The following is a 24,815-nucleotide window of genomic DNA, read 5'->3' as shown; positions in this document are numbered from 1 at the left end:
GGTTACTTTGACGAGGTTTGCGATGTCCCGCACGATCCGTTTTCACAAGTTTGGTGGTGCCGAGGTGCTCAAATGCGAAGAGCAGCCGGCGGCTCTCCCTGCGCCAGGAGAAGTGCAGGTCCGTGTCGAAGCGATCGGCATCAGTTGGCATGACACCCTGTGGCGCCAGAACCTGGCGCCGTCCCAGGCCCGCCTGCCTTCCGGCCTGGGCCATGAAATGGCCGGCGTGGTGACGGCCGTCGGCGACGGTGTGGACGATCTGGCCGTGGGCGACAAGGTCGCCAGCTTCCCCGCACAAAGCGCGAACGATTATCCGGTGTACGGTGAGATCATCGTGTTGCCGCGCACCGCGCTGACCCGATACCCGGACGTCTTGAGCCCGATCGAAGCCGCGGTGCACTACACGCCGCTGCTGGTCGCCTATTTTGCCTATGTTGATCTGGCGCGAGTCAAACCCGGGCAGTTCGCCCTGGTCACCGATGCCAGCCATTGCGCCGGCCCTTCCTTCGTACAGCTCGGCAAGGCGCTGGGTGTACGGGTGATCGCGGCCACCAAGACCGCTGACGAGCGAGAGTACCTGTTGTCCCTGGGGGCCGAGAAAGTCATCGTCACGGAAGAGCAGGACTTGCTGATGCAAATCAACAAGCTCACCGACAATCGTGGCGTCGACGTGGTGTTCGACGGCTTGGGCGGGCCGCAAATGTCGCTGCTCGGCGATGTCCTGGCCCCACGAGGCAGCCTGGTGTTGTATGGCCTGCAAGGGGGGAACCAGACACCGTTCCCGGCCTGCGCGGCGTTTCAGAAGAACATTCAGTTCTTCGTGCATTGCATCGGCAATTTCACCGGCAAGCCGGAACTGGGCATTATCCAGGACCAGGTGGCGGTGCAGCGGGCACTGCGCGATATCAATCAACTGACTGCCGACCGTGTCCTGCTGCCACTCAAGACCCGGGTCTTTCCGTTCGCCGAGTTTGTCGAGGCTCACCGTTACATGGACGAATGTCCTTGCCGTGAGCGCGTTGCCCTTCAGGTTGTCGATCCCGCCTGATTCCTGTCCTGCGCAAGAGTCATTGTCCCTGGCTCTTGCGCTGCCTCCGGCCTGATCGGGCCTCTTCTCTCCTTTTCTGCTTCAGCCCTCGAACGACTTGCGAGGGTGTCCGGCTGCCTGTCCACAACGACTCCGTTTACCTTGCCGGCAACTGAACTGGTTTTTGCCCTCAATCTGTATCTTCTAATCATTATTGAAGTCCTGATAATTGAATGCTGGTTTTCAGCTCAAGGAAGAAGTCATGGCTCAATACATGTTTCCAGAAAGGCTTGATCCATCAATGTCTGTTCAAGATGCTTCAGGCGTTAATGGGGGCGGGGTCCTCTATCGATTATCGGGAAAACAGTATGAGGTAAGCGGTCAATTAAAGTTCGGTAAGTTCTTTATTTCTCGTACTCATTGTCTGTGGGACGCTGTCGGAATTCTCCTAGGACACGTCGAGACGGACGTCAGGCCCAATGAATTGGCGGCTTTCAGGCTTTGGCGACACGGACGGCGGTCGACGCCCCTTGTATGTATCAAATAGTTACGACGAGCAAAGCTCGGGCGTATTGCTAATACTCTTCGCAGTAGTGAAATAAGTCTTCCATCCGAACACGTCGCGCGATCACGTGGGTGGGGCGACACTGATATTTGAACTTCCAGGTAAATGGTTATGAGCGCAATTCATGAGCAGGCAATGATTCACGTGTATCAACAGATACTGCAGCGGCTGTTGGGTTTTTATTCTCGTGCGGAGCGTACGGCGTTGCAGCTCTTGATCCAGCGTTTGATCGTCGCCGCTGGTGGCATTGAGCGGATCGGTGAATACCGCGTACTGACGGTCCTGAACGGGAGCCGGGACAGCTTTTACGTGCTGACGGCGCTGAGAGCCGCGCAACTGAGCATCGCCGGCAGAAATCCCGTGACCTTCGACCTGCGTGTTGCCACGCCGCGGTTGAGCGAGACCACCCAGGCGACCCTGGAAAACATCCATCGTTGCTACAGCGCGCTGTTCGTCTATGACGATCCCCGTGTAGAGCTGCTGATGGCGGATAACCGCGAAGTGGTGCCGTTCAACCACAGGCAGCCATTGTCGGTGGCCGGGCACGAGTCCAACCGCATGGACATGCTGGTCCTGGGTCACCTTCGCTCGGTCGACAGCCCTTTGGAGATTGGTGATGACGGCTACCTGGCCATGGCGGAGTTCTACCGCCACATGGCGCGCTGGGAATCGGGAGTGGACTCCCTGGTCAGCAGCGATACGCCGCGCCAGCAGAGACAGTTCATGGCGGGCCTGCGACGTGCGACCCGCAAGATCGGCCTGGGTATCGAAACGACTACCACCTTTGACAACCTCTTTGCGCAGCTCGATACCCTGGGAGACGATCTCTATCGGCATTTCTATGGATCGCACCGCCTCGGCATGTGGAAACCCGAGGGCCATTTCGAGGCATGCCGGCGAGTAGGGCATATCGGCATCGATGACCTGATCGTCGATCGCTGCGAAGAAATGAACTGGCTGCTGTTCAGTGAGTTCCTGCGGGTGCGGACCGACGACCTTATCGCCTCGGCACCGGAAAACGAATACCTCAGTCCGCTGCTGTCGGCCCATTTGCATGGCCTGCAAGCGGCTTGCCTGCAGGGACGCAGTTACGAAGCGGGCTACGGAGACTATGTGCAGCGGGCAATCATGATCATGCACCGCAAGCAACTGCCGGAACACGTCTGCGAACAGGCTCGGGAGCTGTTCGGCCCGCCTTCGGCCATTGCGGAGCGCCGTGCCCAGGCCGCCGCCGAAGCGCAAACGACCCTGGGGCTCAACGAGGCGCAATTGGTGTGCATGCTGTTCGCACCCTTTGTCGAGAAGGGCGCGGGGCTGGAGCATTTCCTGCGTTGTTGTCACCCCGGCATGCTGGTGGCGATGCCGGACCTGCACAAGGCCATGCAGGGCGCGACAGTCGCCGACCAGGTGGCGCAATGGATGGTGGATGTCAGCGGCCTGTCGATCGACATGCTCGGCAGGCTCTATGGGGCGCGCGTAGCACTGCCGGAACACGAAACCACCCTGGGAATAGACCCCCAACAGGCCATCGACAACGCCGATACCGAAACGCCCGGGCTGGGTAGCGACGGCCTGCGCGAAGGCTCGGGCAGATATTGAGGGGGGCGGTTTGACGGCTTCACCCACCTTGTATCCGGCCGCCACTGCTGGTGCTTCGCCGTGGTCGGTCGCGGCCCATCCAACGGGTCTGAAGCCATGAAGGGCTCACGGGAAACAGATTTCGCCTACCAGGCGGTCTATCGTTACCTGACGGCCCTGATCAGTGAGCTGGGGAGCGATTCCCGGGTCCGACTGCCGTCTTTACGGCAACTGGCCGACCGGTTGAGCGTGTCGATTTCTACTATCCAGTACGCTTATTCGCTGCTGGAAAAGGAAGGGCGGGTCTACTCCGTCGCCAAGTCCGGTTATTACGCGCTGCCAGTGCCCAGCGTGGTCGCCCTGGGCGGCGGTGACGATCTGCTCGAGACGCTCTACGTCAATGCCCGGCGACCAGGCATGCTGGTGCTCAGCGCGGACGAACCGGCGTCGATGCAACCCCTGGACAGCCCGCTGTTGCTGCTCGAGCGCGAGCTGCTGCGGCAGTACCCGCGCGCCTCTCAGATGCCTTCACAGCCCTGGGGCGAGCTGGAACTGCGCGCGGCCTTGGCGGCCCGTTACACCTCCTCGCCGGCGCGCTGCTGGAAGGCCGATGACGTGTACATCGGTGCCGATCTGCGGGGTGTGCTGGAGATCCTGATCGCCGTGCTGGGGCTCAGGGGCGCCACCGTACTGATCGAATCGCCTTGCGACTGGACGATTCTGCGCTTGCTGCAAGCCGCCGACGTCAAGGTGATCGAGCTGCCGTTGTTGGCGGACGGCGGCATCAGTCTCGAGCAACTGGAGCAGCTTCTACAGAACGAAACCGTGCGCCTGGTGGTGCTGTCTTCGGTGTTGAACATGCCCAGAGGGACGCGCATTCCCGAGGACAACCGCCAGGCTGTGGCGAGTTTGCTGGATCTGCACGGTACCTGGGTGCTGGAGAACGACAGCTACACGGACCTGGTCTTCGAAGCCGGGGTGGTGCCTTTTCGCGACCTGCTCGACCCTGACCGGCTGATCGTCTACTCCACTTTCGAGAAAACCATCGGTCCTGAAGCCCCCTATGGTTATGTGCTATCGCGCCAGTTGACCCTGCAACTGCAGCGGCATTTCCTGCTGCGCGCGTTTCGCCTGTCGCCCATCCGGCAGAAGGCCATCGCGCGTTTGTACAGTAACGGTCGGATCGACCAGCATCTGCTGGTGTTGCGGCGGCTGCTGCGTGAAAGCGCGACCTCGACAACACAACTGCTGCGAGAACGGCTGGGGGATAGCCTGCAATGGGTTGAAGCCCAGGGAGGCGCGACGATCTGGATTCGATCATCGCGCCGGGTGGACCTGCGACAGGTTTTCCAGCGTTTGCTGGCCCAGCGCATCGTCATCGCCCCTGGTGAACTGTTCAGTATCCAAGGGCTTTATACCCAGCACTTGCGCGTGACGCATGCCTTGAGTGGTGCAACCGACCTGGACACTGCGCTCTGCGTGTTGGCCAACGCGTTGAGGCTTGAGCAATCGTAAGAGGGGTGATGGATCGAACCCATCGCGCCACGGTCGAACTGTCAGTAAACTGCATCCCATTCCACAAGCCACTCCATCCAGAGGTTTTGCATGACAGTCAGTCCATTTGCGGGCAAGCCGGCACCGGCAGAGTTGTTGATCGATATCCCGCGACTGGTGACGGCCTACTACACCGGCCGGCCCGATGCCTCGGTTGCAACCCAGCGTGTGGCTTTCGGCACCTCCGGTCACCGTGGCAGTTCCTTCGACCTGGGGTTCAACGAATGGCATGTACTGGCTATCAGTCAGGCCATTTGCATGTACCGTGAAGCCCAGGGCATTGATGGGCCCTTGTTCGTCGGTATCGATACCCATGCGCTCTCCACCCCTGCCGGTGCCAGTGCACTGGAGGTGCTCGCCGCCAACGGCGTGACCGTGATGATCGCCGAAGGCGATGAATACACTCCGACACCGGCGGTTTCCCACGCGATCATCTGCTACAACCGCGGCCGCACCACGGGCCTGGCGGACGGCATCGTCATCACGCCGTCCCATAACCCGCCGCAGAGTGGCGGCTACAAGTACAACCCCACCAACGGTGGCCCGGCCGATACCCATATCACCAAGTGGATCGAAGCCAAGGCCAACGAGCTGCTGGCCAACCAACTGGCCGGCGTCAAGCGCATCAGCTACGAGCAGGCCCTGAAGGCCGAGACCACTCACCGTCACGACTACCTCAATACCTACGTAGCGGACCTGGTCAATGTCATCGATTTCGACGTCATCCGCGCCGCTGGGTTGCGTTTGGGCGTCGATCCGCTGGGCGGAGCAGGGGTACGCTACTGGCCGGTCATTGCCGAGCATTACCGCCTTGACCTGGACGTGGTGAACACCCAGGTGGATTCGACGTTTCGCTTCATGACAGTCGACTGGGACGGGCAGATCCGCATGGATCCTTCTTCCAGCCATGCCATGCAGGGGCTGATCGGCCTGAAGGAGCGCTTCGACGTGGCCTTCGCCTGTGACCCGGATCACGACCGCCATGGCATCGTGACACCGTCCGGCGGTCTGCTGGCGCCGAACAATTACCTGGCGGTGTCCATCGATTACCTGTTCCAGAACCGTCCGCAATGGCGCGCCGATGCTGGCGTCGGCAAGACGGTGGTCAGCAGCGGGTTGATCGACCGCGTGGCCAAGCGCCTGGGTCGTCGTCTCTATGAAGTGCCGGTAGGCTTCAAGTGGTTCGCCGATGGGCTGTTCGACGGCTCCCTGGGCTTCGGCGGCGAGGAAAGCGCCGGCGCTTCGTTCCTGCGCAAGGACGGTGGCGTGTGGAGTACCGACAAGGACGGCCTGATCCCGGCGTTGCTGGCGGCTGAAATGACCGCTCGCACCGGACGCGACCCAAGCCAGGCCTACCGTGCCCTGACGGAAGAACTGGGCGAGCCGTTCTCGGTACGCGTCGATGCGAAGGCTACGCCGCAGCAGAAGGCCTTGTTGAGCAAGCTCTCACCGGATCAGGTCGCGTCTACCCAGCTGGCCGGTGAGGCGATCCAAAGCATTCTCAGCCATGCACCGGGGAACGATCAGGCCATCGGCGGCCTGAAGGTGATGACCGAAAACGGCTGGTTCGCAGCGCGTCCGTCCGGCACCGAGGATATCTACAAGATCTACGCCGAAAGCTTCCTTGGCGACGAGCACCTCAAGCAGTTGGTGAGTGAGGCGCAGACGCTGGTGGATGGCGCTATCAGCGGCAAGTGATGCGTGTGTGGGAGCGAGCCTACTCGCGATAGCGGTGGGTCAGTTACGTCGATGTTGAATGTGCCGACGTCATCGCGAGCAAGCTCGGCTCCCACAGGTTTTGCTGCGTACGTATAAAGGTCGTCTGCCACAGATACCCTGTGGGAGCGAGCCTGCTCGCGATAGCGGTGGTTCAGACCACAATCATGTCGATGCGACACCACTTTCACTTCATCGCCTAACCCCATGACTTCAAAGCTTTTGGGTGGCACTCCGTGGTAAATACAGACACCATAGGCCATGGTTCTGAACACCGGAGTCTCAAAGCGTGCCGCAACACTCTCCCGATCTGCCTCCCGAATTGCTTCCCTTGGCGCAAATGCCGCTGCTCAAACGTCTGGCTGCCCGCTTTTTCGGTCACGGCCTGACACGCCTGCGCGCCCAGCACAGGGCTTCCTGGCTGCACGGCCAGGCCGATGGTTTTCGCAGCGGACATACCGCTGGTTTCGATTACGGCTTCAAAGAGGGCAAGGCCGAGGGCTTGGAAGAAGGGCGTCAGGTCCTGTTGATCCGCGACTCCCGCAATACGGAACACCCGGCTCCCAAGGTCGATCACCTGCTGTTTGACGACTGGCGCCTGCCCTTGACCCCCGAACTCAAGAAACGCGTAAAGGCAGATGTTGCCCGATTGCTGCCGGCCAATGCACAGCCCAGTGCAGCTCAATGGAAGATGATCTTCAGCGATACGCCTTCCACCTCGGTGGTTGCCGGCGCGGGTGCGGGCAAGTCCACGACCCTGGTGCTGCGCATCGTACTGCTATCCCAGTACCTGGGTTTTGAGCTGGATTCGATGACCGTGGTGACGTTCACCCGAGAGTCGCGCAAGGACTTCATCCAGAAGCTGGTCGAGGTGTTTGCCCTGTGGGGGCGAACGGTCAGCGCCAAGGACGCTCGCGACCTGGTACGGACCTTTCATTCGCGCATCTTGCCCATGGTGCGCAGTTTGCCGGGATTCGAGCGGCTCCAGGCCTTTGAAACCCTGAGCCATCGCACGGGGCCGGGCGATGACGACGCCGACGGCAACCCGTTCGACTTGCGCATCAACGAGGCTCAGCGCCAGCAGCTCAATGCCTGTTATCACCGCCTTTATCAACGCGACGAGCGCTTTCGGGAGCTGATCAAACCGCTGTCCCGGCACGCTTTTCAGCTCAAGGCGCTGGAGCGTGATCACCCCGACGTGCAGAAGCGCATAGCCGTGACCGAGCTGGCTGCCCAGCGCGACGAAGAACTGTGCGATGCCATCGAGGATTTGTGGTTTCGTGCCGGGGCGTGGCCCATCAAGGGCGTCGAGCCCAAGCGTCAGACGTTCGAGATCAACGGTTCGACATTCCATTGTCATGGTTACATCCCATCCCTGGACGCCTGGGTCATGCTGGGATTCGATTCGCGGGAGGATGCCCGACTCAGTCGTCCAGGCGCGCGGCTGAGTCTTCGTGCGGAATGGGCGGTAAAGCGTACCCTGTTTCAAGCTTTTTGCCGTAAGCCATTGATTTGGATTGAAAGCTACGAATCCTCCAAGCGTTTGCTAGCCTCATTGGCGGGAGATGCCAGCGCCGGGCCGGGCTTCGATTACAAGGTCAAAGGAGAGCTGAGTTCGGCGCCGCTGCTGGATTGTTTCGTCGCCGCTGCCGGTTTTATCGAGAACCTCGGCCTGGATGTCCCGGATGCCGTAGGGCGGATGCGTTTCGCCCAGGATGACCCTGATCGGTATTTTTTCGAGGCGTTGAGCCGCTATTGGCGGGTATTCGAAGACCATCTGCTCGACCAGTCGCCTCCCGTCATGACCTACAACCGCATGTTTGCGCTGTTCAGCGAGCACTCCCCGGAAAACTTCAAGTTATTGGGCGATGCGCTTCTCAGGCCTATGTCGCACCTGATGATCGATGAATTTCAGGACGTTTCCCCGCAGATCGTTTCCTGGCTTCGCGCAAGCCTGCGAGAAGTGCGCCGCCGAGGGCCTGCCATGCACGTGGGACGTGGCGCCCAACATTCTTCATTGCTGTGTGTCGGCGACGATTGGCAGTCGATCTATGGCTGGCGCGGCAGCTCACCGAGCTATTTCATGGGGTTCACCCAACAATTTCCGTCGCCGGCCAATACCCGAGTGATGCTCACCGACAACTACCGCAGTCATCAGCACATCATTGACGCGGCTGAGCATATTGTCCGTGCGGCGGCTGCGATTCCTGGCAAAAAGGCCAAGGCCGGCGGTAAATCCACATTACTGAGCCCGGTCAACGTGCTGGATCGGGACGATGAAGGTTTGGCCCAGCGGTTGGATGAGCACTATCGCAAGGGTGATTCGATATTAATGTTGTATCGAAAAAGCAGCGATAAGTCATTGATAGAAAAGTATATTAAGCCAACAGTTAATGTGGATTCTAGCTTGCCTTATGATGCGAGGCGCCTGAGGCAGATGACCTATCACAGCGCCAAGGGGCTCCAAGCCGATGCCGTGTTCCTGTTGGGCGACTGCCAGCATCTGACCCGTTCACCCTACAAGAATCAGGTCTATCGAATGGCTGGGCTGGGTCAGGACGGTGACGCCGAGCCGTACGACACGGCGCAAAGGGACGAGATCCTGCGCCTGGCCTACGTGGGCATCACCCGTGCGGTGCAGCATTGCTACTGGTACGTCGATGAGCCGGACAGCCAGGCCGCAAACGCGCCCAAGGCTTCGGACCGTATCGATAAAGGCAAACCGTTCTTCGCAGACCATCGCCGCGCCCGGGGTTGAGTGGGCTGGACCGGACTGGTGGTTGCCTGGAAGATCGCCATCGCGAGCAGGCTCGCTCCCACAAGGTCCCGGGGATGGCTTCAGTCAGTGTGTTCACCCAACCCCCTGTGGGAGCGAGCCTGCTCGCGATAGCGGCGGGACGGCTAGCCACATATTTAGAAACAGCGCCCACAAAAAAGCCCACGTAATGTGGGCTTTTTTGCTCAGGAGGCGAACCGCCTCAAACCAACCGGTGGTACGAAGGCTTCCAGCTCGGCTTCCACCGCTTCGATTATTCGTTCCACGTCAGGGGCGTTCATCACGGTCGCGCAGGGGATGCCCGCAATCGCGATCATGGTTTCACCGCTGGCGCGATCGAACAACCGGGCGACCATGCTGCCCGGTGCATCCATACTGGCCTCGAAGCCCATTGGATGGAAATGCCAGCGCATCAGCTGGCAAGCGTTGGGAAACGTAACCTTGCTGAACGATCCTTTATTCATCTGTTGCCCACCTTCTTCATCAAGCGCTTCCGTTTGCTCTTGTCAGGAAGGAAGAGCCATCATGGCTCTACCAGTGAGAACTAAAAATAGCATTGGATAATGAAAGTCATGTGGCTTTTTTCAGTCCGTTTTGCGATTGGTTCACTTTTTTTGATCTGGATCATGACTTAAAGGTCAGGGCTCAGAATGCCATCATCCTTTGTCCGGCGCCGCCTGGGAATCCGTCAGCGGCTCTGGTGCGCGGTATTGCAGGGCGATGAGCAATGCCAAAATCACCATCGATAGGGCGACGACAAAGGTGAAATGCAGGCCATTTGCGACCTCCTCGGGGCTGGCGGCGGAAACGCCACTCGCCGGTAACGCTGAGGCGAATATCGCACCGAGCACCGCCGCGCCGGTAAAGAAGCCCAGGTTGCGCGACAGGTTGAGCAACCCGGCAATGACGCCGCGCTTCTGCGCAGGTATATCCGCCATCACGGCGGTGTTGTTGGCGGTCTGAAACAGCGCGTAGCCCAAGGTGGTGACCACGATAGCCATGATGTAGCCAGCCATGCCCAGCGCGGGTGGCACCAGTGTCAGCATCAAGCAGCCGAGTCCCATGGTCGCCAACCCGACGAGCCGCATGGGCCGCACGCCGAACCGATCCGTGAGGCGCCCGGCAGGCACGCCGGTCAACGCAGCAACGCAGGGACCCACGGCCAACACCAATCCTACCAATGCGGTCGGCAGTCCAAGGCTGATGGACAAGTAGAAAGGCCCTACCAGCAGCGTCGCCATCATGACCGTCGCGACCAATGCACTCGTTGCCAGGCCTGATACCAGCAGCCGGTCACGGAACAATGCCAGGGGGATCAACGGCGACGTTACCCGGCGCTGGGCCAGGACAAACAGCCCGCCGCCGAGGATTGCCACCAGCAGCAAGGCGAGATTGAGGCCACCAAAATGACCGCGTCCCAGGGTCATGGCCAGTGCATAAGCGCCCAGCGCCGTCGCCAGCAGCACTGTGCCCGGGATATCGAAGCCGGGTCTTGCGGCACTCGTCTGCGGGCGATGGGTGGGCAAGGAACGCCAGGCCAACAGCCACGTCAGGAGCCCGAGGGGTACGTTGATCAGGAAGATGGCGTGCCAGCCAAAGGCGCTGACCAGCGTACCGCCGAGCGAAGGACCAAGGGCGGTGCCCACCGCTGACAGCGTGGCCAGCAAGCCCATGGCGCGACCGGTTCGGTCCTTGTCGACCGTTTCACCGACCAGGGCCAGGGTCAGGGTCATCATGACCGCCGCTCCCAGGCCTTGCAGCGTCCGGCCTGCGATCAATAGCCAAAGGGAAGGGGCGAGTCCGCAGAGGACGGACGCCAGGGTGAACAGCAGAATCCCGGCCAATAGTAGTTGCCGGCGTCCCAACAGATCACCCAGGCGCCCGACGCTGACAATCAGCGTGGAGATCGCCAGCAGATAAGCCAGCACCACCCATTGGACTGCCTGGAAAGAGGCGCCGAACGCTTCGGCCAAGGCGGGCAGGCCGACTGTGGCGACGCTGGTGCCCAGCGAGGCGAGCAAGGTTGCCAGGGCAAGGCTGGTCAACGCCCAGCGCGACGAGGAGGCCTGGGGAGCGCCGGGAATGTCCGGCGGCGTATGGACTGGTTTCATGCTGTTCTCCGGAACGGTTCACAAAAACTGGACTGTCAGAACAGTACGCCCGGGCATAACATGGCGGAAGACGCAGCATTTGCACTTTATAGCTGCATACGACGCCATCTATGAGCCCGAGGCCTGACCATGTCCATTCCCGACCTCAACCTGTTGATCACCCTTGACGTGCTGTTGGCGGAAGGCAGCGTTGCCCGAGCGGCCCAACGGCTGCGGCTCAGTCCTTCGGCGATGAGCCGGGCGTTGGCGCGATTGCGCGATACCACCGGTGACCCGCTGTTAGTGCGGGCCGGGCGAGGGCTGGTGGCCACGCCCCGTGCCTTGGAACTGCGCGAGCAGGTCAGTCAACTGGTGCAGGATGCCCAGACAGTACTGCGCCCGGTCGAGGCCCCGGACCTGCGGCGGTTGAATCGGACCTTTACGCTGCGCACCCGGGAAGGGTTCGTGGAAAACTTCGGGATCGACCTGATTACCCGCATCGGCGAGGAGGCCCCCGGTGTCCGAATGCGCTTCGTGGACAAGGCTGACAAGAGCAGTACGGCACTGCGCGAGGGGACCGTGGACCTGGAAACCGCCGTCGTGGACAAGGACACCCGACCGGAGCTACGCACCCAGGCATTGTTTGTCGACCGACTTATCGGCGTGGTACGCCTGGGGCATCCGCTGAGCCAGGCCGAGGTTACCGCCGCTGCTTATGCCGAGGGCGGGCATATCGCTGTCGCCTTGCGCGACCTCGACCACGGCCCCATCGATCGGGCATTGGAGCCCTTGAACCTGACGCGAGAGATCATCACCACCGTCCCCGGTTTTTCCACGGCGTTGGGGCTCGCGCGGTCCAGTGACCTGATCGCCAGTGTGCCCGAACGCTATACCACCCGCCTGCGCGCCGGCCTGCACAGCTTTGCGCTGCCGTTCCCGGTGCCGATATTCACGATTGCCATGCTCTGGCATCCACGAATGGATGCCGATCCGGTACACCGCTGGCTGCGAGGTTGTTTGCGTGAGGTTTGCGCGCGCAACACTGGGGAGCAAATAGGCCACTAATTCATATTAATTAATAGCACTTCACTGGCACTTAGTTGCTGAAAGTGTGCTGCTCGACATAGGGCGATATTTAATATTTAAATAGGGTTTTGTCCGACAATTCTTGATCCTGAGGCTGTGCTGCCTGTATTAACGGGGCGGGCGCCTAGTGCCCCGCGTGTCGTCAGAGTTGTTGTTCATATGCGTCGAAAAAATTGCTAGACGTTTGATTTCGAATTGTGTCAGTTTTCTTGCGTCCTCAATTGGGCGAGTGATAGGACGATCTCGCCAGAGATTGTCTGTCTGACAAAAACTGTTCCATTGCAAACAAGGAAGTGTGTTTATGTCGAAAGTCAAAAGCAGCACTATTGATTCTGCCGAACAACTCTTCTGGGCACCGCAATCATTGGCCGCGCCCAGTAATGCATTCAACCAGATCAATAGTTTCAGCCATCAATACGACCGTGGCGGCAATCTCACCGTCAATGGCAAACCGTCGTACTCAGTGGACGAGGCGGCTACTCAATTGCTGCGCGACGGCGCGGCCTATCAGGACAAGGACGGCAGCGGCAAGATCGAGCTGACCTATACCTTTCTCACCTCCGCGTCCTCCAGCACCATGAACAAGCACGGAATCAGTGGTTTCAGCCAGTTCAGTGCCCAGCAGAAGGGCCAGGCTGCGTTGGCCATGCAATCCTGGGCGGACGTGGCCAATGTCACCTTTACCGAGAAGAGCAGCGGTGGCGACGGGCACATGACCTTCGGCAACTACAGCGGCGGCCAGGACGGCGCAGCGGCGTTCGCCTACCTGCCGGGCACCGGCGCCGGGTATGACGGGACATCCTGGTACCTGATCAATAGCAGCTATACCCAGAACAAGAACCCGGACCTGAACAACTATGGCCGGCAGACGCTGACCCACGAAATCGGCCACACCCTGGGCCTGGCGCACCCTGGCGACTACAACGCCGGCGAAGGCAGCCCGACCTACGATGACGCCACGTACGGCCAGGACACCCGTGGCTACAGCGTCATGAGCTACTGGAGCGAAAGCAATACCGACCAGAACTTCAGCAAGGGCGGAGTGGAAGCCTACTCTTCGGGCCCGTTGATGGACGACATCGCGGCGATCCAGAAGCTCTACGGTGCCAACATGAGCACCCGTACCGGTGACACCACCTACGGCTTCAATTCCAACGCCGGCCGCGACTTCCTCAGTGCGTCCTCCTCGTCGGACAAGGTGGTGTTCTCGGTATGGGATGCGGGCGGTCGCGATACCCTGGACTTCTCCGGTTTCACCCAGAACCAGAAAATAAACCTCAATGATGCCTCGTTCTCCGACGTTGGCGGCATGGTGGGCAACGTGTCCATCGCCCAGGGCGCCACCATCGAAAATGCCATCGGCGGCTCGGGCAGCGATCTGCTGATCGGCAACGAAGTGGCCAACGAGCTCAAGGGGGGAGCCGGCAATGACATCCTCTGGGGCGGCGGCGGTGCGGACAAGCTGTCGGGCGGTTCGGGTGCCGACACGTTCGTGTTCGCCGCGAGCTCCGACTCTCGGCCGGGTGCCACGGACCAGATCCTCGATTTCGTCAGCGGCCTGGACAAGATCGACCTGACCGGTATCACCAACGGTGCGGGCCTGCACTTCGTGAACGCGTTCACCGGCGCGGCGGGTGATGCGGTGCTGTCGACATCGGGTGGCAACAGCCTGCTGTCGGTGGACTTCTCCGGGCATGGCGTGGCCGATTTCCTGGTCAGTACCGTCGGCCAGGCAGCGATTTCGGACATCGTGGCCTGAACCACCCCGCAGGGGCTGGAGAAGCCTGCGATCTTCATTCGAGGCTCAAATGAGCAAAAAGATCGCAGGCTTCGCCAGCTCCTACGGGAGCTCCGTTGGAATGGACAAGATGGAAAAAAATTTTACGCCCTGTAGCTTCTCGGCAATCGCCTGGTTACTCGCTACGTTGATGCTGTTTTCTGGAGAAGTCGCCATGGCGCGCAGCCTGTTGTTAGCAGAACCCTCTCAATTGGCCGGTCAGTGGCGGGCCGTTTTGGCAGGCCCCCAGGACAATGCGCAAACCCAGGCATTGCAGGACAAGCCGTCGAATATCTGCATCATCGAACTCAAAGCGGACCAGACCGTGGGTGGGCAAACCGATTGCCTGGGCCATTGGCTCGGGGATGAGCCGGTTCATTGGTTTCCGGAACCCGATGGTCTTTCGCTGCTTGGCAAACAAGAGGCCAGAGTTCATCTGGGACTACGCCAGGGCCATTCTTATCAAGTCAATTTGAAGTCAGGACTGAGCGTTACGCTCGAGCGCAATATCCAAGAGAACGCTCGCTAACGTATGTGTACGGCCTGAGCCTGTTTACCAATAATCCGCGCGCTTGTTCCATCAAGCGTGCACTTTGGTGTGCTCAGGTTCAATTATTAAAAGATTGGCAAGTTCAAGTGTTTGCCAACTCTGTGGCGAAGCCAATAGCAGGGAAGAATGATGAAGAGGGCAAAGACCGCCACCGCGGTGCCGCTGTTCAAGGCACTGGGCGATTATAAAAACATCCTGCTCAGTGTCGGTTGTTTTACCGCGCTGATTAACGTCCTGATGCTTGCGCCTTCCATTTACATGCTTCAAGTGTATGACCGCGGATTGTCCTCGCAAAACGAAACCACTCTGGTGATGTTGTCGTTGATGGTGGTGGGGTTCTTTGTCTTCATCGGGCTGCTGGAGATGGTGCGCAGCTTCATCGTCATCCGCATCGGCAGCCAATTGGAAAGGCGTTTCAACCTCCAGGTCTACAAAGCGGCGTTCGAGCGCAACCTGCTGCAGGGCGAAGGCAACGCCGGGCAATCCCTGGGCGACTTGACCCATCTGCGCCAGTTCGTCACCGGGCCGGCGCTGTTCGCCTTCTTCGACGCCCCCTGGTTCCCGGTCTATCTGCTGGTGATCTATCTGTTCAACGTCTGGCTAGGCGTGTTCGCCAGCATCGGTACGCTGCTGCTCATCGGGCTGGCATGCCTGAACGAGGTCATGACCCGCAAGCCGTTGGGGCAGGCCAGCGGTTACTCGCAGCAGTCCAGTCAACTGGCCACCAGCCACTTGCACAACGCCGAATCGATCCAGGCCATGGGCATGCTCGACGCGCTGCGCAACCGCTGGTTTGCCGTGCACTCGCGCTTTCTCGGCTTGCAGAACCAGGCCAGCGACACCGGCGCGGTCATCAGCGCCTTCAGCAAGACCTTGCGCCTGTGCCTGCAATCGCTCGTGCTGGGTCTGGGGGCGCTGCTGGTGATCAAGGGCGACATGACCGCCGGGATGATGATTGCCGGCTCGATCCTGATGGGGCGGGTATTGAGCCCCATCGATCAATTGATTGCCGTGTGGAAGCAGTGGAGCGGCGCGAAGCTGGCCTATCGTCGTCTCGACGCACTGTTGCAGGCCTATCCGCCCGAGGACGATGGGATGCCATTGCCGCCGCCCAAGGGCCAGGTGAGTTTCGAACAGGTCAGCGCCGGACCGCCGGGGCAACGCCAGGCGACCTTACATCAAGTCAGTTTCAGTCTCGGTGCCGGCGAGGTGCTGGGGGTCTTGGGCGCGTCGGGCTCCGGCAAATCCACCCTGGCCCGTGTGCTGGTGGGCGTGTGGCCGATCCTCGGTGGCGCGGTGCGCCTGGACGGTGCCGATATCCATCGCTGGAACCGTGACCAACTCGGCCCCTACATCGGCTATTTGCCCCAGGACATCGAGCTGTTCAGCGGCAGCATCGCCGAGAACATCGCCCGCTTTCGCGAGGCCGACCCACAGAAAGTCGTCGCTGCCGCGCAGCAGGCCGGTGTGCATGAGCTGATCCTGCGCATGCCCCAAGGCTACGACACGGTGTTGGGGGAGGACGGTTGCGGTTTGTCCGGCGGACAGAAACAACGGGTCGCCCTGGCCCGGGCCCTGTACGACCGGCCGAGCCTGGTGGTGCTCGACGAACCCAACTCCAACCTGGACACGGTTGGTGAGGCGGCGCTGGCCAGCGCCATCGCGCAGTTGAAAGCCCAGGGCAGCAGCGTCGTGCTGGTGACCCATCGCTCTTCGGCACTGGCTCAGGCCGACAAGTTGCTGGTGCTCAACGAAGGTCGGTTGCAAGCCTTCGGACCGAGCCAGGAAGTGCTGCGGGCGCTGTCCGGCCAATCGGACACTCCGCGAGACAAACCCCAGGCGACGCCCAACGGATTGAGCATGAGTCGTCAATACCAGGCCGCCAGCAAACCCGGCAACGCATGAGCAAGGATCGCGACATGAACCTCGAACACAGTCGACTCCACGAGCACCCCGAACGTGACGCCCGCTTCTTCATGCGCATGGGCTGGGCCCTGGCGATCCTTGGCGCGGGCAGCTTCTTTACCTGGGCGAGCCTGGCCCCGTTGGATCAGGGCATTCCCGTGCAGGGCACGGTGGTGGTTTCCGGCAAGCGCAAGGCCGTGCAATCGATGAGCAGCGGCATGGTCAGCCGGATCCTGGTGCGTGAAGGCGAAGCGGTCAAGCAAGGGCAACCGCTGTTTCGCCTCGACCAGACCCAGGCCTCGGCGGATGTGCAATCGCTGCAAGCCCAGTACCGGATGGCCTGGGCCAGCCTGGCGCGCTGGCAAAGCGAGCGGGACAACCTGGCACAAGTGAGTTTTCCGAACGCGTTGAGCCAGGACCCGGACCCACGCCTGGCATTGGTGCTCGAAGGCCAGCGACAACTGTTCAGCAGTCGTCGCGAAGCCTTCGCTCGGGAGCAGGCCGCGTTGCGCGCCAGCATCGAAGGTGCCACCGCGCAGTTAGCGGGGATGCGCCGGGCCCGTGGCGACCTGACGGCCCAGGCCGAGTCCCTGCGCCAGCAACTGGGCAACCTGCAACCCCTGGCGGATAACGGCTATATCCCGCGCAACCGTCTGCTGGACTATCAACGGCAATTGTCCCAGGTGCAGCAGGAACTGGCGCAGAACAGCGGCGAAAGCGGTCGGGTGGAGCAGGGGATCATCGAGTCTCGGCTGAAGCTGCAGCAACACAGCGAGGAGTACCAGAAGGAGGTCCGCAGCCAATTGGCCGAGGCCCAGCTCAAGAGCGAAACCCTGCAACAGCAGCTCGCGTCGGCCGGGTTCGAGCTGCAACACAGCGAGATCCTCGCCACCGCCGATGGCATCGCCGTCAACCTGGGGGTGCACACCGAAGGCGCCGTGGTGCGCCAGGGCGACACCTTGCTGGAGATCGTGCCCCAGGGCACCCGGCTGGAGGTGGAAGGGCACCTGCCGGTGAACCTGATCGACAAGGTCGGTATCCATCTGCCAGTGGACATTCTGTTTACCGCCTTCAACCAGAGTCGCACACCAAGGGTGTCGGGGGAGGTCAGCCTGGTGTCCGCCGACCAGATGATCGATGAAAAAACCGGTACGCCGTACTACGTGCTGCGCAGCAGCGTTGGCGATGCGGCGCTGGAAAAACTCAATGGCCTGGTGATCAAGCCCGGGATGCCGGCGGAAATGTTCGTGCGCACCGGCGAGCGCTCGCTGCTCAACTACCTGTTCAAACCGCTGCTCGACCGGGCCGGCTCTGCGTTGACCGAGGAATAAGGATGTCCGCTGTATGAAGTGTTTCTACGGGTTGGCACTGCTGGCCGTTTCTACCTGCAACCCTGCCTGGGCCATGGGGCCGTTCGAATTCTACGAACAGGCCCTGCGCAACGACCCGGTCTACCTCGGGGCGATCAAGGAGCGCGACGCGGGCCTGGAGAATCGTGCCATTGGCCGCGCCGGGCTGTTGCCGCACCTGGGCTACAGCTACAACAAGGGCCGCAACCAGTCCAAGGTCACCTACCTCAATGACCGCGGTGCCAGCCAGCATGACGATCGCAACTACAGCAGTTACGGCTCCAGCCTGACCCTGCAACAGCCGCTGCTGGACTACGAGGCTTACGCGGCCTATCGCAAGGGCGTGGCGCAGGCGCTGTTCGCCGATGAGAATTTCCGCGGCAAGAGCCAGGAGTTGTTGGTGCGGGTGCTGAGCCATTACACCCAGGCACTGTTCGCCCAGGACCAGATCGACATTGCCCAGGCCAAGAAGAAGGCTTTCGAACAGCAGTTCCGCCAGAATGAGCATCTGTTCCGCCAGGGCGAAGGCACCCGTACCGATATCCTCGAGGCCGAGTCACGCTACGAGCTGGCCACCGCCGAAGAAATCGAAGCGCACAACGAACAGGATGCCTCCCTGCGTGAGCTGGGTTCGCTGATCGGCGTGCCCACCCTGGCCATCGGCGACCTGGCGCCGTTGAACGAAAGCTTCCAGACCTTCGCCTTGCAGCCCGCCGGTTTCGATACCTGGCACGAACTGGCTGTGAGCAACAACCCCAACCTGGCCTCCCAGCGCCAGGCCGTGGACGTGGCGCGCTACGAGGTAGAGCGCAACCGCGCCGGGCATCTGCCCAAGGTCAGCGCCTACGCGACGATGCGCCAGAACGAGTCGGAAAGCGGCAACACCTACAACCAGCGCTACGACACCAACACCATTGGCCTGGAAGTCAGCGTGCCCTTGTATGCCGGTGGCGGGGTGTCGGCTTCGACTCGCCAGGCCAGCCGCACCATGGAACAGGCCGAATACGAGCTGGACGCCAAGACCCGGGAAACCCTGATCGAACTGCGCCGGCAGTTCAGCGCCTGCGTGTCGGGGGTGAACAAACTGCGGGCCTACCAGAAAGCCCTGGTCTCCGCCGAAGCGCTGGTGGTGTCGACTCGGCAAAGCATTCTTGGCGGCGAGCGGGTCAACCTTGACGCGCTCAACGCCGAGCAACAGCTCTACACCACCCGCCGCGACCTCGCCCAGGCCCGTTATGACTACCTCATGGCCTGGGTCAAATTGCATTACTACGCCGGCACGTTGGGGGAGCAGGACCTGGCGAAGGTGGATGAGGCATTTGTCACCCGCTGATCCATTGACCGGACGGGCCTCCTGTGGCGAGGGGATTTAGCGAAACGTCGCGCCGCCCCGCTGGGTCGCGCAGCGACACCAAGGCTGGCGACTGCTTTGCAGTCGAACGGGGATAAATCCCCTCGCCACAGGAGCCAGTGCCAGCCAGCTGAGCCACAGGGGCCTAAGCGACAAAGAGCGGCAAAAACCACAGGACTTTGCAACAACTAAGGATGGTTCATGAAAATCGATAACAAAAAGTACCCCGGAAAAACACGTAGCCTGTTCCTGCTCAAAACCTTGAATCAGGCCATGCTCTGCGCGGTGGCGACCCTGGGCACGGCCCAGGCGGCGCCTTATGTCGAGGGTGGCAGGTCCGGGGACCCGGACAGTTGGCGCAGCGCCGAATTCAACGCCGAGTGGGGGCTGGGTGCGATCAATGCGCAGCAGGCCTATGCCGCTGGCTACACCGGCAAGGGCGTCAAGCTGGGGATCTTCGACCAGCCGGTCTATGCCGCACATCCGGAATTTTCCGGCACCGACAAAGTCGTGACCCTGGTCACCAGCGGCATCCGCGAATACACCGACCCATACATTCCGGTGAAGGCCGGTGACCCATTCCGCTACGACGGCTCTCCCACGGTGGGCTCCGATGGCAAGCTGGGCTCCCATGGCACCCATGTCGGCGGGATCGCCGCCGGCAGCCGTGACGGCAGCCCGATGCACGGCGTGGCGTTCGATGCGCAGATCATCAGCGCCGACAACGGTGACCCCGGCCCCGAGGACGGCATCATCCTGGGCAACGACGGTGCTGTGTACAAGGCCGGTTGGGATGCGCTGATCGCCAGCGGCGCGCGGATCATCAACAACAGTTGGGGCATCGGCATCACCGACCGCTTCGACCAGGGCGGCCGGGACCCAGCCTTCCCGCACTTCACCGTGCAGGACGCGCAACTGCAGTTCGACCAGATCCAGCCGCTGCTGGGCACCCGGCCGGGCGGCGCCTACGAAGGCGCCATCGCCGCCGCCCGCAGTGGAATCGTGACCATTTTCGCCGCCGGCAACGACTACAACCTCAACAACCCCGACGCCATCGCGGGCCTGGCGTACTTCGTGCCGGACATCGCGCCGAACTGGCTCACGGTCGCTGCCCTTCAGATCAACCCCGATACCAGCAGCCCTGATCCATACACCATCAGCACCTTCTCGTCGCGCTGTGGCTATACCGCCAGTTTCTGCGTATCGGCGCCAGGCACCCGGGTCTATAGCGCCGTGATCGGCGGCACCAACGCCGATGACCTGACGGTTGGCTACGGCAACAAGAGCGGCACCTCCATGGCGGCGCCCCATGTCGCCGGCAGTGTAGCGGTGTTGATGGAGCGCTTCCCCTACATGACCGGCGCCCAGGTCGCCAGCGTGCTGCGTACCACGGCCACCGACATGGGCGCCCCTGGCGTCGATTCGCTGTACGGCTGGGGCATGATCAACCTGGGCAAGGCCATCGACGGTCCATCGATGCTGGTGACCGAGCGGGACATTCCGGTGGAGTTCCGCGTGGACGGCGCCTACGGCAGCGGGCAATTCGTGGCGGACCTGCCGGGCGTCGGTGCGATCGTCGATGCCGGCAAACCCACGGAACGGGTGTGCAGCGGAATCCAGTGCGGGCTGGATGTATGGCGCAACGACATAACCGGTCACGGTGGCCTGACCAAGGAAGGCATCGGCACCTTGGTACTCACCGGTGACAACACCTACAGCGGGCCGACCCTGGTCAACGAGGGACGCCTGGCAATCAACGGTTCATTGGCGTCGGCCGTTACCGTCAATGACGGCGGTGTGCTGGGCGGGAACGGACGCATCGCCAGCCTGACGGCCAACCAGGGCGGCAGCGTGGCGCCGGGCAATTCCATTGGCACGTTGCAGGTGGCCGGGGATGTGACCTTCCAACCAGGCTCGACCTACGCGGTGGAGGTATCGCCGACCTCCAGCGACCTGATCATTTCCGGCGGCAAGGCCACGGTCGACGGCGCGACAGTGTCGCTGTCCCTGGAAAACAGCCCGACGCTGCTGGCCGCCAGCGGAGTGACCAGTTTGTTGGGGCGCCAGCTCGACATCCTGCAGGCGGCCGACGGTATCGAAGGGCGTTTTGGCCAGGTACTGCCCAACTATGCGTTCCTGGGAGGAAACCTGGCGTACTCCGCCAGCGGTGTTCAACTGACGGTGGCGCGCAACGCGACGTCCTTCAGCAGCCTTGGCCTGACCCCCAACCAGCGTTCCGTAGCGTCTGCGGCGGAGCAGTTGGGCGCCGGCAACGCCCTCTACGAAACCTTGTTGCTGTCCCCCAGCACCGCCGTGGCCCAGCAGGCGTTCCAGCAATTGTCCGGCGAGATCCATCCGGCCATCGGCACACTGTTGATCAACCACAGCCGTTACCTGCGAGACGCCGTGGGTGATCGCCTGCGCCAGGACGCACTGTACGACGCCAGTACGCCAACCGATGTGGACAGCAACCTCTGGGTCAAGGCACTCGGCGCCTGGGGCAAAAGCGATGGGGGGCATGACAACGCCAGCTCCAACAGCTCCATCGGCGGGCTGCTGATCGGTGGCGACGGCTTGATCGGCGAACGGACACGCCTGGGCTTCGTCACCGGATACAGCGACAGTTCATTGAGCATGGGGGATGGCACCCATTCGTCGGCCGATGCCGACAGCTATCACCTGGGGGCTTACCTGGGGCATGAGGTCGACGCGCTGCGCCTGACCGTCGGTGGCGCCTACAGCTGGCATCGCATCGACGTCAAACGTGAGTTGCAGTGGGCCGAGGTCAGTGGCCGGGAGAAAACCAAGCGCGATGCCCGCACCGGCCAGCTCTTCACCGAAGCGGCGTATCGCCTCGATCTGCAACCCGTGGCCCTGGAGCCGTTCGCCAACCTGGCCTACGTGCACCTGGACAGCGACAGTTTCCATGAGAAAGGCGACAGCGCAGCCCTGCACGGTGGCGACGACCGTCGCGATGCACTGCTGTCGACGCTGGGCATGCGGGCCAGCCATACCCTGGCGCTGTCGCAGACGCAGCAATTGCAACTCTCCGGGTCCCTTGGTTGGCAGCACAACTTGAGCAACACCCGTTCCGAACAGGACCTGGCGTTTGCCGGTAGCGCGGACACTTTCGCGGTGCAGAGCGTGTCCATGGACCGCAACGCGGCGGTGATCGGCGCTCGGGCCGGGCTCGCGGTGGCCAAGGATGTGCGCGTCAACCTGGACTACAACGGCCTGCTCGGTGCCCGGGACAAAAGCCATGGCGTGGGCCTGACGTTGGATTGGCAGTTTTGAGCCCGGGAGAAATGACCGGAAGACCGCTTTACTTTGCACCTATTCCAACAACAAAAAGAGAGGCAGCAACACATGGGTATCTACGATTACAAGAACCTCGGCACCACCGAGTCCAAGGCATTGGTCAGCGATGCAATGGCGATCATGCTGTATTCCTACCATAACCTCGACAACGGCTTTGCCTCCGGGTACCAGCACAATGGCTTCGGTGCCGGTTTGCCGGCAACCCTGGTCACGGCACTGCTGGGCGGCACCGACTCCCAGGGAGTGATTCCCGGCGTGCCGTGGAACCCCGACTCGGAAAAGCTTGCCCTCGAAGCGGTGCAAAAGGCCGGATGGACCCCCATCAGCGCCTCGCAACTGGGTTATACCGGCAAGGTGGATGGTCGCGGAACGTTTTTTGGCGAGAAAACCGGTTACACCACCGCGCAGGTGGAGATCCTTGGCAAGTACGACGCTGATGGACACCTGCAGGAAATCGGCGTGTCGTTTCGTGGCACCAGCGGCCCCCGGGAAAACCTGATCACCGACTCCATAGGTGATGTGATCAACGACCTGATGGCCGCCCTGGGTCCCAAGGACTATGCGAAAAACTACGCCGGTGAAGCCTTCGGCAACCTGCTCGGGGATGTCGCCAAGTTTGCCCAGGCCCACGGTTTGACGGGCAAGGACGTACTGGTCAGCGGTCACAGCCTGGGCGGCTTGGCGGTCAACAGCATGGCGGACTTGAGCGCGGGCAAGTGGTCGGGGTTCTACAACAGCGCCAACTACGTCGCCTATGCCTCACCGACCCAGAGTGGCACCGACAAAGTGCTGAACATCGGCTATGAAAACGACCCGGTCTTCCGGGCGCTGGACGGCTCGGCGTTCAATCTGTCGTCGGTGGGTGTGCACGATGCGCAGCGGGAATCGACCACTGACAACATTGTCAGCTTCAATGATCACTACGCTTCGACGGCCTGGAACGTGTTGCCATTTTCCATCCTCAACATCCCCACCTGGATTTCCCACCTGCCTACTGGTTACGGCGATGGCATGGGCCGGATCATGGGCTCGGCGTTCTACGACCTGACCGAAAAGGACTCCACTGTCATCGTCGCCAACCTGTCGGACCCGGCACGGGGCAATACCTGGGTGCAGGACCTCAATCGCAATGCCGAAGCCCACACCGGCAGCACCTTCATCATTGGCAGCGACCAGGCCGATCTGATCCAGGGCGGCCAGGGCAACGATTACCTGGAAGGCCGCGCCGGCAACGATACGTTCCGCGATGGCGGCGGCTATAACGTGATCCTGGGCGGGCAGGGCAACAACAGTTTGCACCTGCAGCAATCGGTGAAGGCTTTCAGTTTTGCCCATGATGGGGCCGGTACGTTGTACGTGCGTGATGCTCATGGCGGGATCAGCATCACCCGTGACATCGGTACGCTGGTCAGCCAGGAGCCCGGATCGCTCTGGGGAATGCTCAAGGATGAGGTCAGCCACAGCGTGACCGCCAACGGCCTGGTGGCCGGGGGCAACCTGACGGCGTATGCCTCATCGGTCAACGGCAGCGCGGCTGACGACACCCTGGTGGCACGGGCGACCGGTGACTGGCTGTTCGGCCTGGGCGGTAACGACAGACTGGTGGGAGGTGCGGGGAACGACACCTTCGTCGGCGGTTCAGGCAATGATGTGATGCAATCGGGTGGCGGCAACGACACCTTCATCTTCAGCGGCGTGTTCGGCCAGGACCGGATCAGCGGCTACGACGGGGGAGACAAGTTGGTGTTCATTGGCGTACAGGGGGCCGGGGCGGGTTATGAGTACAGCCAGCACCTGTCGCAGGTGGGTGCCGACACGTTGCTCACGGTGGGCGACAGTACCGTGACCTTGGTGGGGGTAGGGGTGGGGCAGGTTGGAGACAACATCGTGTTTGCCTGATTCCCGTATCGAACCCTGACCTCTGTGGGAACTGAGCTTGCTCACGATAGCGGTGGATTTGCCTGCATTGATATCGAATGTGCCACCATCGCGAGCAGGCTCGCTCCCACATGGACCGGGGCTGACTTTGATTCCATGACCACCGCAGATCCCCTGTGGGAGCACAGCTTGCTCGCGATGGCGGCAGTACAGTCATCTTTAAGCGACTGGTTCACCGCTTTCGCGAGCAAGCCCGCTTGTGTCTGAGTAAGGGAATAAACTCTGGGGTGAGAGG

At 61.4% G+C, this 24,815-nt stretch carries 15 protein-coding genes; 13 read left to right on the top strand and 2 right to left on the bottom strand.

Annotated features, from left to right (window positions below; all coding sequences use genetic code 11):
- Nucleotides 1-22: 22 nt before the first annotated feature.
- The 5 genes from ACODTO_RS18410 to ACODTO_RS18390 all read left to right on the top strand — a co-directional run bounded on the left by ACODTO_RS18410 (nucleotide 23) and on the right by ACODTO_RS18390 (nucleotide 9,198).
- Complete coding sequence (locus ACODTO_RS18410) at nucleotides 23-1,048, top strand: zinc-dependent alcohol dehydrogenase family protein (protein ID WP_139645618.1); 1,026 nt, start codon at nucleotides 23-25, stop codon at nucleotides 1,046-1,048.
- 655 nt (nucleotides 1,049-1,703) lie between these two features.
- A complete protein-coding gene (locus tag ACODTO_RS18405; protein ID WP_489106849.1) occupies nucleotides 1,704-3,191 on the top strand; it encodes a hypothetical protein in 1,488 nt (495 codons plus the stop codon).
- Nucleotides 3,192-3,287: 96 nt separating this feature from the next.
- Entirely contained in the window at nucleotides 3,288-4,685 is a 1,398-nt protein-coding gene (locus tag ACODTO_RS18400) for an aminotransferase-like domain-containing protein (RefSeq protein WP_175363366.1), read from the top strand.
- A 90-nt stretch (nucleotides 4,686-4,775) separates the two neighbouring features.
- A complete protein-coding gene (pgm, locus tag ACODTO_RS18395) occupies nucleotides 4,776-6,422 on the top strand; it encodes a phosphoglucomutase (alpha-D-glucose-1,6-bisphosphate-dependent) (RefSeq protein ID WP_489106848.1) in 1,647 nt (548 codons plus the stop codon).
- 307 nt (nucleotides 6,423-6,729) lie between these two features.
- Entirely contained in the window at nucleotides 6,730-9,198 is a 2,469-nt protein-coding gene (locus ACODTO_RS18390; RefSeq protein WP_489106847.1) for a UvrD-helicase domain-containing protein, read from the top strand.
- A 203-nt stretch (nucleotides 9,199-9,401) separates the two neighbouring features.
- Here the strand turns inward: ACODTO_RS18390 and ACODTO_RS18385 are convergent, their stop codons facing one another.
- On the bottom strand, nucleotides 9,402-9,680 hold the full coding sequence (locus ACODTO_RS18385; protein ID WP_003201764.1) for a DUF1652 domain-containing protein: 279 nt from the start codon (nucleotides 9,678-9,680) through the stop codon (nucleotides 9,402-9,404).
- Nucleotides 9,681-9,872: 192 nt separating this feature from the next.
- Nucleotides 9,873-11,327, bottom strand: a complete 1,455-nt coding sequence (locus ACODTO_RS18380) for an MFS transporter (RefSeq protein ID WP_489106846.1) — start codon at nucleotides 11,325-11,327, stop codon at nucleotides 9,873-9,875.
- A gap of 129 nt (nucleotides 11,328-11,456) precedes the next feature.
- Here ACODTO_RS18380 and ACODTO_RS18375 point away from each other — a divergent pair, with 129 nt between their 5' ends.
- The 8 genes from ACODTO_RS18375 to ACODTO_RS18340 all read left to right on the top strand — a co-directional run bounded on the left by ACODTO_RS18375 (nucleotide 11,457) and on the right by ACODTO_RS18340 (nucleotide 24,541).
- Nucleotides 11,457-12,371: a LysR family transcriptional regulator gene (locus tag ACODTO_RS18375; RefSeq protein WP_024778500.1), complete on the top strand. Its 915-nt coding sequence runs from the start codon at nucleotides 11,457-11,459 to the stop codon at nucleotides 12,369-12,371.
- A gap of 322 nt (nucleotides 12,372-12,693) precedes the next feature.
- Entirely contained in the window at nucleotides 12,694-14,151 is a 1,458-nt protein-coding gene (locus tag ACODTO_RS18370) for a serralysin family metalloprotease (protein WP_489106845.1), read from the top strand.
- A 109-nt stretch (nucleotides 14,152-14,260) separates the two neighbouring features.
- The gene (locus ACODTO_RS18365) at nucleotides 14,261-14,698 is read left to right on the top strand and encodes an AprI/Inh family metalloprotease inhibitor (RefSeq protein WP_139645718.1); all 438 of its coding nucleotides are present in this window, start codon (nucleotides 14,261-14,263) and stop codon (nucleotides 14,696-14,698) included.
- Between the two features lie 150 nt (nucleotides 14,699-14,848).
- The gene (locus ACODTO_RS18360; RefSeq protein WP_175384793.1) at nucleotides 14,849-16,624 is read left to right on the top strand and encodes a type I secretion system permease/ATPase; all 1,776 of its coding nucleotides are present in this window, start codon (nucleotides 14,849-14,851) and stop codon (nucleotides 16,622-16,624) included.
- Entirely contained in the window at nucleotides 16,621-17,955 is a 1,335-nt protein-coding gene (locus tag ACODTO_RS18355) for an HlyD family type I secretion periplasmic adaptor subunit (RefSeq protein ID WP_489106844.1), read from the top strand. Before ACODTO_RS18360 ends, ACODTO_RS18355 begins: the two co-directional genes overlap by 4 nt.
- 13 nt (nucleotides 17,956-17,968) lie before the next feature.
- The gene (locus tag ACODTO_RS18350) at nucleotides 17,969-19,306 is read left to right on the top strand and encodes a TolC family outer membrane protein (protein ID WP_139645636.1); all 1,338 of its coding nucleotides are present in this window, start codon (nucleotides 17,969-17,971) and stop codon (nucleotides 19,304-19,306) included.
- Between the two features lie 291 nt (nucleotides 19,307-19,597).
- A complete protein-coding gene (locus ACODTO_RS18345; RefSeq protein ID WP_489106873.1) occupies nucleotides 19,598-22,618 on the top strand; it encodes an autotransporter domain-containing protein in 3,021 nt (1,006 codons plus the stop codon).
- Nucleotides 22,619-22,690: 72 nt separating this feature from the next.
- On the top strand, nucleotides 22,691-24,541 hold the full coding sequence (locus ACODTO_RS18340; RefSeq protein WP_489106843.1) for a polyurethane esterase: 1,851 nt from the start codon (nucleotides 22,691-22,693) through the stop codon (nucleotides 24,539-24,541).
- Nucleotides 24,542-24,815 lie beyond the last annotated feature (274 nt).

Source organism: Pseudomonas sp. FG13, assembly GCF_057809755.1.
This window is presented reverse-complemented; position numbering and strand designations above follow the sequence as displayed.